Consider the following 5,893-nt stretch of genomic DNA (forward strand, 5'->3'; position numbering starts at 1 on the left):
TTTCACCTTGGCGGACTGGATCTTTATCCTGATGGTGTTATACGGTAAATCTTACCCACCACATCTGGGGAAGAGCCCTAATACATACTTGTGCTATTTTTCGGTCATTCCAGACATGAAAAACAGGGTTGCCAGTGGCAGGGCCGAGTGACCAGGCTTGATTTCACATTCGTTTACAGTCATTGCTTCATCTCGTGATAGTCGCTAAGGTCTGCGCAATTGTTCAAGGTTAGTAACCGTCATGCTTTCGATATTCCCCATACTTAAATTGATTGAATTCCTGGCGATTTGTCGCGGTTCCTTGACGAGTTTGCAGGTGAGCCCCGGTTACCACTGTAACCAGCAATGCCTGTACTGTCACGTCAATGCCGCAGCCGCGCCCCGTGAAGAGAGGTGGCTGGCAGGACATTGCTATGGTTGCACTGCCGGGCAGGGTAGTAGTTGTGGCGGGGCACTTTCTGAATAATGGCTATGCGCTGTTCGATCATCATCCCGGTATTGAACGAGGCGGCCACGATTGCAGACTGCCTGGAGGAACTACAGGCATTTCGCCAGGCCGGTCATGAACTGATTATTGTCGATGGCGGCAGTGTGGATAACACGCCGAAACTCGCCCGTTCCAGGGTCGACCGGGTTGTTACCGCGGCGGCCGGCCGTGCACGGCAAATGAATGCCGGCGCACAGGCTGCCGGGGGAGAGGTGCTGGTGTTTTTGCATGCCGATACCTTCTTGCCGGCCACGGCCATGCGCGATATTGCCCAGGCCCTTGATGCGACGCACAAGGTCTGGGGATGTTTCGCCGTTCGCCTGTCAGGCAGGCAGCCTGTATTCCGTCTTATTGAACGGATGATGAATACGCGTTCCTGTCTTACGGGCATCGTCACCGGCGACCAGGCCATGTTTATGCGGCGTGAAGTGTTTGACGCGGTCGGTGGTTTTGATGACATACTGCTTATGGAGGATATCGCCATGAGCAAAAAGTTGAGGGTATGTAGCCGGCCCGCCTGTCTGCGCACAAGGGTTATCACCTCGAGCCGACGCTGGGAACAGCATGGTATTCTCCGCACGGTGTTACTGATGTGGTCCCTGCGCCTGCGTTACTGGCTGGGCGTGTCGCCACACGTTCTGGTTCAATCCTATTATCGAGAACCATCATGAGGTCAGGCGAGCATGGTGAATCGGCCTGTCTGTGTGTTTTTACCCGGGCACCGGTCGCTGGCAAGGTAAAAACCCGCCTGTTGTCATGCATGGATGCCGAGTCTGCCTGCCGTCTGCATCAACAGCTCATCGACAGCTGTCTGACTCGTACGATCAGGAACGATGCATGGGCGTCCCGCTTATGGGGCACGGACCGAACCGACAAGTTTCTCATGAGGATGAGTGAGAAGTACGCCATCCCCTTGTGCGCACAGCAGGGGCATGATCTCGGCACCCGTATGGCGCATGCCGTGAAAACAACACTGCAAGATTATCAACATGTCGTGTTAATCGGCACGGACTGCCCGGAACTGGATGTCGCCTATATAGAGGCCGCGCTGCAGGAGCTGCAGGCCGGTGCCGAATGCGTACTCGGCCCGGCGGAAGACGGCGGTTACGTGATGCTGGCCTTGTCAAAGTATGATGAAAGCCTGTTCTATGATGTAGCGTGGGGAACTAACCAGGTACTTGCAATCACGCGAGAAAGAATCAGAACATTAGGTTGGCAATGCGAGGAAATGCCCGTGCTATGGGACGTAGACAGGCCTGAAGACCTTGAGAGGCTAAAAATGATGGATGATTTATGATTGCGGATTGATGAATGTTCTTCAGGCTCTTATGGCAATAGTTAGGGCAAAGTAACCTTAAAGCATGTCACCCTACGCTATCTGTAAATCGTGAATAGATCGATGGGGCTTTATTCATCAATCATCATTCCGAAATCATCGTTCATTCAATCGGCGTATCGCCAGCATTGCCCCAGTCCGACCAGGACCCCGGGTAACCGCGCAGTTTTGTATAGCCGAGCGACTTGAGGGCGATAAAGCTCAGTGCCGAGCGGTGATGCGTCTGGCAGTAACAGATGATCTCTTTATCGCTATCCAGCCTTTTCCCGGACAGTACCTGGCGCAGTTTGTCTTCGCCATGCAGGCGACCATGGCGTGTGTGGTCCATTAGTTCGATCCAGTCATAATGGATTGCGCCAGGGATGTGTCCACCACGGGCGGCAAAGGCCCTGGCGCCGGTATACTCAGGGGTGCTGCGCGCATCCAGCAGGCGGGTGCCGGCATCATCCAGGTGTTGCTGAATATAGGCGCGTTCGGCAATCACGGTCTCGTTGCGCTCGCTGACCGAAAAGTTGCCCGGCGCAGGGCTGCGCTCTTCCCGGCTGACGGGATAACCTTCATCGACCCAGGCCATGAGTCCACCATTGAGCAGTGAGTAACGCGTATAGCCAAATGCCTCAAGTGTCCAGAGCAGGCGTGCGGCCTTGCCGCCGCCTTCGTCATCACAGGCGATAATGTGTGTGTCTTTACTGACGCCGATAGCGGCCAGTGTTCTGGAAAAGATCCCGGCGTCCGGCAACAGGCCCATGCACGGTTTTTCGGTGCGGACGATACTGCCGTAATTGAGGTGTGCCGCGCCCGCGATATGTGCCTGTTTCCATACCTCCGGCTTGCTCAGATCAATGACGAGGATATCCGGGTTATCGAGTTGCCCGAGAAGTTCATCGCATTCGATAATAAGTGGCAGATTTGTGCTGGTCATAGTGTTATCCATTCAATAATTGCAGCCAATGGACAACGGGCACCGTACTGGCGCTGCGCATATGTAACAGGCAGCCGATGTTTGCCGTGGCGATAAGTTCCGGTTTGTCCGTAAGCAATGTATCAAGTTTGTCGTGGAGCAGGCGCTGCGACAGTTTTGGCTGCAGGATAGAGTAGGTGCCTGCGGAGCCGCAACATAAATGCGGGTCGATGGTATGCGTTAATGCATAACCACGTTGTTGAAGTAATGTTTCGACGGCACCGTTTATGCGATGACCATGTTGCAGGGTGCAAGGGGCATGGAAGGCGACCCGGCGTCCCTGCACAGCAGGCAGGGCAGCGAGGTCTTGCTGCTGCAGGTATTCGCTGATATCCAGACACAGTTCGCTGACGCGTTGTGCCTTGTCGGCGTAACCGATATCGTCCGCAAGTAGCTTGCCGTAATCTTTTATCATCAGGCCGCAGGCGCTTGCCGTGTGCACAATCGCTTCAGCGCCGGCCTCGATGTCGGGCCACCAGCTGTCGATGTTACGCTTTATAAAGCGCAGTGCTTCATCTTCCGCGCCCAGGTGAGAGCTGACGGCACCGCAACAGGTATCATTTTCAGGGGTGATGCAATTAATGCCGAGTTTATCCAGCAAGCGCTGTGCATCCTGATTGATATCCGCAGCAAAGGCGTCCTGTGCGCAACCCGCCGGCAGTATGACCTTGCGGGCATGTTGCCGGGTAAGCGGGACAGGCGCGTGGGGCTTGTCCGGTAACTGGCGTCGATATTTTGCCGGTAACAGCGGGCGTACAAACAGGGCCATTCTGACCAGGAGCTGCATGCGCCTGCGATAAGGCAAGATCAGTCGCAACAGCTTGCGCAGGGCTCGCGCCGGAAGCGGGCGTGGTGCCTGCTGGTCGTTAACCCGGCGGCCGATCTCGAGCAGACTGTGGTATTCCACGCCGGAGGGGCAGGTTGTCTCACAATTGCGGCAAGTCAGGCAGCGGTCGAGATGCCCCCGCGTTTGCTGACTGCTGCTGCCGGTTTCGAGTAACTGTTTAATCAGGTAAATCCTGCCGCGCGGACCTTCCAGCTCATCACCGAGTATCTGGTAGGTTGGGCAGGTGGCGTTACAAAAGCCACAATGCACGCAGTTACGCAGAATGCGATCAGCTTCCTGGCCATCGGCAGTGTCGATAATGTTTTTATGCAGGGTCGTTTGCATGTCACCACTCCGCCAGCATACGTTGTGGATTCAGAATACCGTGCGGGTCGAAGGCCTGCTTCAATTGATGATGCAGGGCAGCAATGCCCGGACTGAGAGGGTGAAAGATTTCCGTGGCATGTTCATCATGTCGAAACAGGGTGGCATGGCCGTCATGGGCCTCGCAAAGCTGGCGAACCTGTTCGGCGTCTTCGCCTGTTTTTAACCAGCGTTGCGCACCACCCCAGTCGATAAAGGCATCGCCATCCAGTCGCAGACAGGCAGTGGCGGGTGGCAGAGACAGACGCCAGAGCGGTGATGCCTGAGTGAAGAAGTCATGTGTCTGATCGCGTAAGGAGTACCAGAATTTATCGGCCTCCTGCAGTTCATCACCACCGATATTGGTACTGGCATTGAGAATGGCTGTTTTGGCACCGGATAAACGCAAGCTCAATTGTCTGCCATGATGGCATGCGGCTGAAAGCGGGATGTCCTGACCAGCGAAATGGTCAATCAGGCTCAAGGCTTCTTCATGATTACATTCCCGGAGCAGGGTCATTTCATGCTCGGCCTTTGGCAGAACCTTCAGGGAAATTTCCAATAACACCCCGAGTGTGCCGAGTGCACCGCACATAAGCCGGGACACATCATAGCCGGCAACATTCTTCATTACCTGGCCACCGAAACTGAGTATCTCACCCTTGCCGTTCAGGCATTTTATGCCCAGTACAAAATCACGAACGGCCCCGCTATATGGCCGACGAGGGCCGGAGAGCCCACTGGCAACCGCACCTCCAAGTGTGCCGCTGCCTTCAAACAACGGCGGCTCAAAGGCCAGCATCTGGTTATGTTCTTCGAGTACCTTGATAATTTCCGCAAGGGGAGTTCCGCTTCGGGCAGTGATGACCAGTTCACTGGGTTCATAACTGACAATACCGCTATGCCCGGCTAGACTGAGTATCTCTGCCGGTGGCCGGCAATGTGACGGGCGACCATAAAACTGTTTGCTGCCGAGCCCTTGTATCTCGATGGGAGCAGCCTTCTCGACGGCGTGCAGTATGCGCTCTTGCAACGTGGTGGTTTGATCGTGATTCATGGCTGTACTTATATTCGGTTACGTTTCGGTTCTCGAGCCGGGGGATTATGGCACAGCCACTCTATGTAGACGACCAATTATGTCGGGATAATCAGATCATGCATAGCTTGTGCGGTTACTCACGGATCATTCAAGCCTGAAGGAAAAAAAGCTTTGCCTGGCCTTGAGTGCCGGTCCGGCAGTGGCGGCAATGATCGTGTCTTCTGTTTCCAGGCTTTCTTCGGGCAGGCTGATATGCGTCCAGAGAAAGCTGATGTGGTCGCCGTAATCGGCCAGGTAAAAGATATGGTAGCGTGGTCCGGATTCTGCGTCGGCGAATTTTTTGAATATCGCATGCGCGGCCTGCTGCCCGTTCATGCTGAATTCTTTATTGACGATCTCGGTTACCGGGCTTCGCCAGGCGCGCTCAATCAGGCGCCGATACCAGCTGAAGGTCTTCGCCGTGGCCGTGCTGAAATCCTTATTATCCTTATCTCCCGGCAATACCCTTGATATCTCGAAGCGGTAGCTGGTCGATTCCTCGGCAGAGTTAATCGTGACGATATCGGCACTGTCAGTGACCGCATCGGCAAGCGACTTTTTCAATACCTGGAAGCTGCCGCTGATAGGCAGTTTGAAACTGAAGTGTCTGTTATGGGCAATGTAGCGGTCACCTTCCAGATCACCGAGCAGAAATTTCCCCGTTTCTGCCTGTTCGGCAAGGCAGGCCAGGCTAAATACGAGTAACAGGCTGAATGACAGTAGACGGCTGATCTTTAGCATAGCTGGTTGGGGGTATTTAAAAACGGCCTCGTCAGAAAAATTCATGGGTAGTTTTCGGGGCAGGTAGCGCTCCAAGCGCGTGATATAAGGCGATTTCAGTC

Annotated in this window: 7 protein-coding genes; 3 read left to right on the top strand and 4 right to left on the bottom strand. The window is 54.6% G+C overall.

The window, feature by feature from the left end; all coding sequences use genetic code 11:
• The first annotated feature begins 241 nt into the window (after positions 1–241).
• Genes RQ738_RS12830 through RQ738_RS12840 form a run of 3 tightly spaced genes read left to right on the top strand, consistent with a single transcriptional unit; the run spans position 242 to position 1,784 of the window.
• The gene (locus RQ738_RS12830; protein ID WP_314165673.1) at positions 242–466 is read left to right on the top strand and encodes a DUF3641 domain-containing protein; all 225 of its coding nucleotides are present in this window, start codon (positions 242–244) and stop codon (positions 464–466) included.
• 5 nt (positions 467–471) lie between these two features.
• Positions 472–1,158 carry a TIGR04283 family arsenosugar biosynthesis glycosyltransferase gene (locus tag RQ738_RS12835; RefSeq protein WP_314165679.1) on the top strand — a complete coding sequence of 229 codons (687 nt, stop codon included), beginning with the start codon at positions 472–474 and terminating at the stop codon, positions 1,156–1,158.
• Positions 1,155–1,784: a TIGR04282 family arsenosugar biosynthesis glycosyltransferase gene (locus RQ738_RS12840; RefSeq protein WP_314165674.1), complete on the top strand. Its 630-nt coding sequence runs from the start codon at positions 1,155–1,157 to the stop codon at positions 1,782–1,784. Before RQ738_RS12835 ends, RQ738_RS12840 begins: the two co-directional genes overlap by 4 nt.
• 142 nt (positions 1,785–1,926) lie before the next feature.
• Here the strand turns inward: RQ738_RS12840 and RQ738_RS12845 are convergent, their stop codons facing one another.
• The 4 genes from RQ738_RS12845 to RQ738_RS12860 form a co-directional block, all read right to left on the bottom strand.
• A complete protein-coding gene (locus tag RQ738_RS12845) occupies positions 1,927–2,745 on the bottom strand; it encodes a sulfurtransferase (protein WP_314165675.1) in 819 nt (272 codons plus the stop codon).
• A gap of 4 nt (positions 2,746–2,749) precedes the next feature.
• Positions 2,750–3,955 carry a glycolate oxidase subunit GlcF gene (glcF, locus tag RQ738_RS12850; RefSeq protein ID WP_314165676.1) on the bottom strand — a complete coding sequence of 402 codons (1,206 nt, stop codon included), beginning with the start codon at positions 3,953–3,955 and terminating at the stop codon, positions 2,750–2,752.
• Between the two features lies 1 nt (position 3,956).
• The gene (gene glcE / locus RQ738_RS12855; RefSeq protein WP_314165677.1) at positions 3,957–5,030 is read right to left on the bottom strand and encodes a glycolate oxidase subunit GlcE; all 1,074 of its coding nucleotides are present in this window, start codon (positions 5,028–5,030) and stop codon (positions 3,957–3,959) included.
• Between the two features lie 126 nt (positions 5,031–5,156).
• Positions 5,157–5,893, bottom strand: a 737-nt coding sequence (locus tag RQ738_RS12860) for a hypothetical protein (protein ID WP_314165678.1), incomplete at its 5' end; no start/stop codon positions are given.

This window comes from Sulfuriflexus sp. (genome assembly GCF_032250955.1).
GTDB lineage: Bacteria > Pseudomonadota > Gammaproteobacteria > AKS1 > AKS1 > Sulfuriflexus.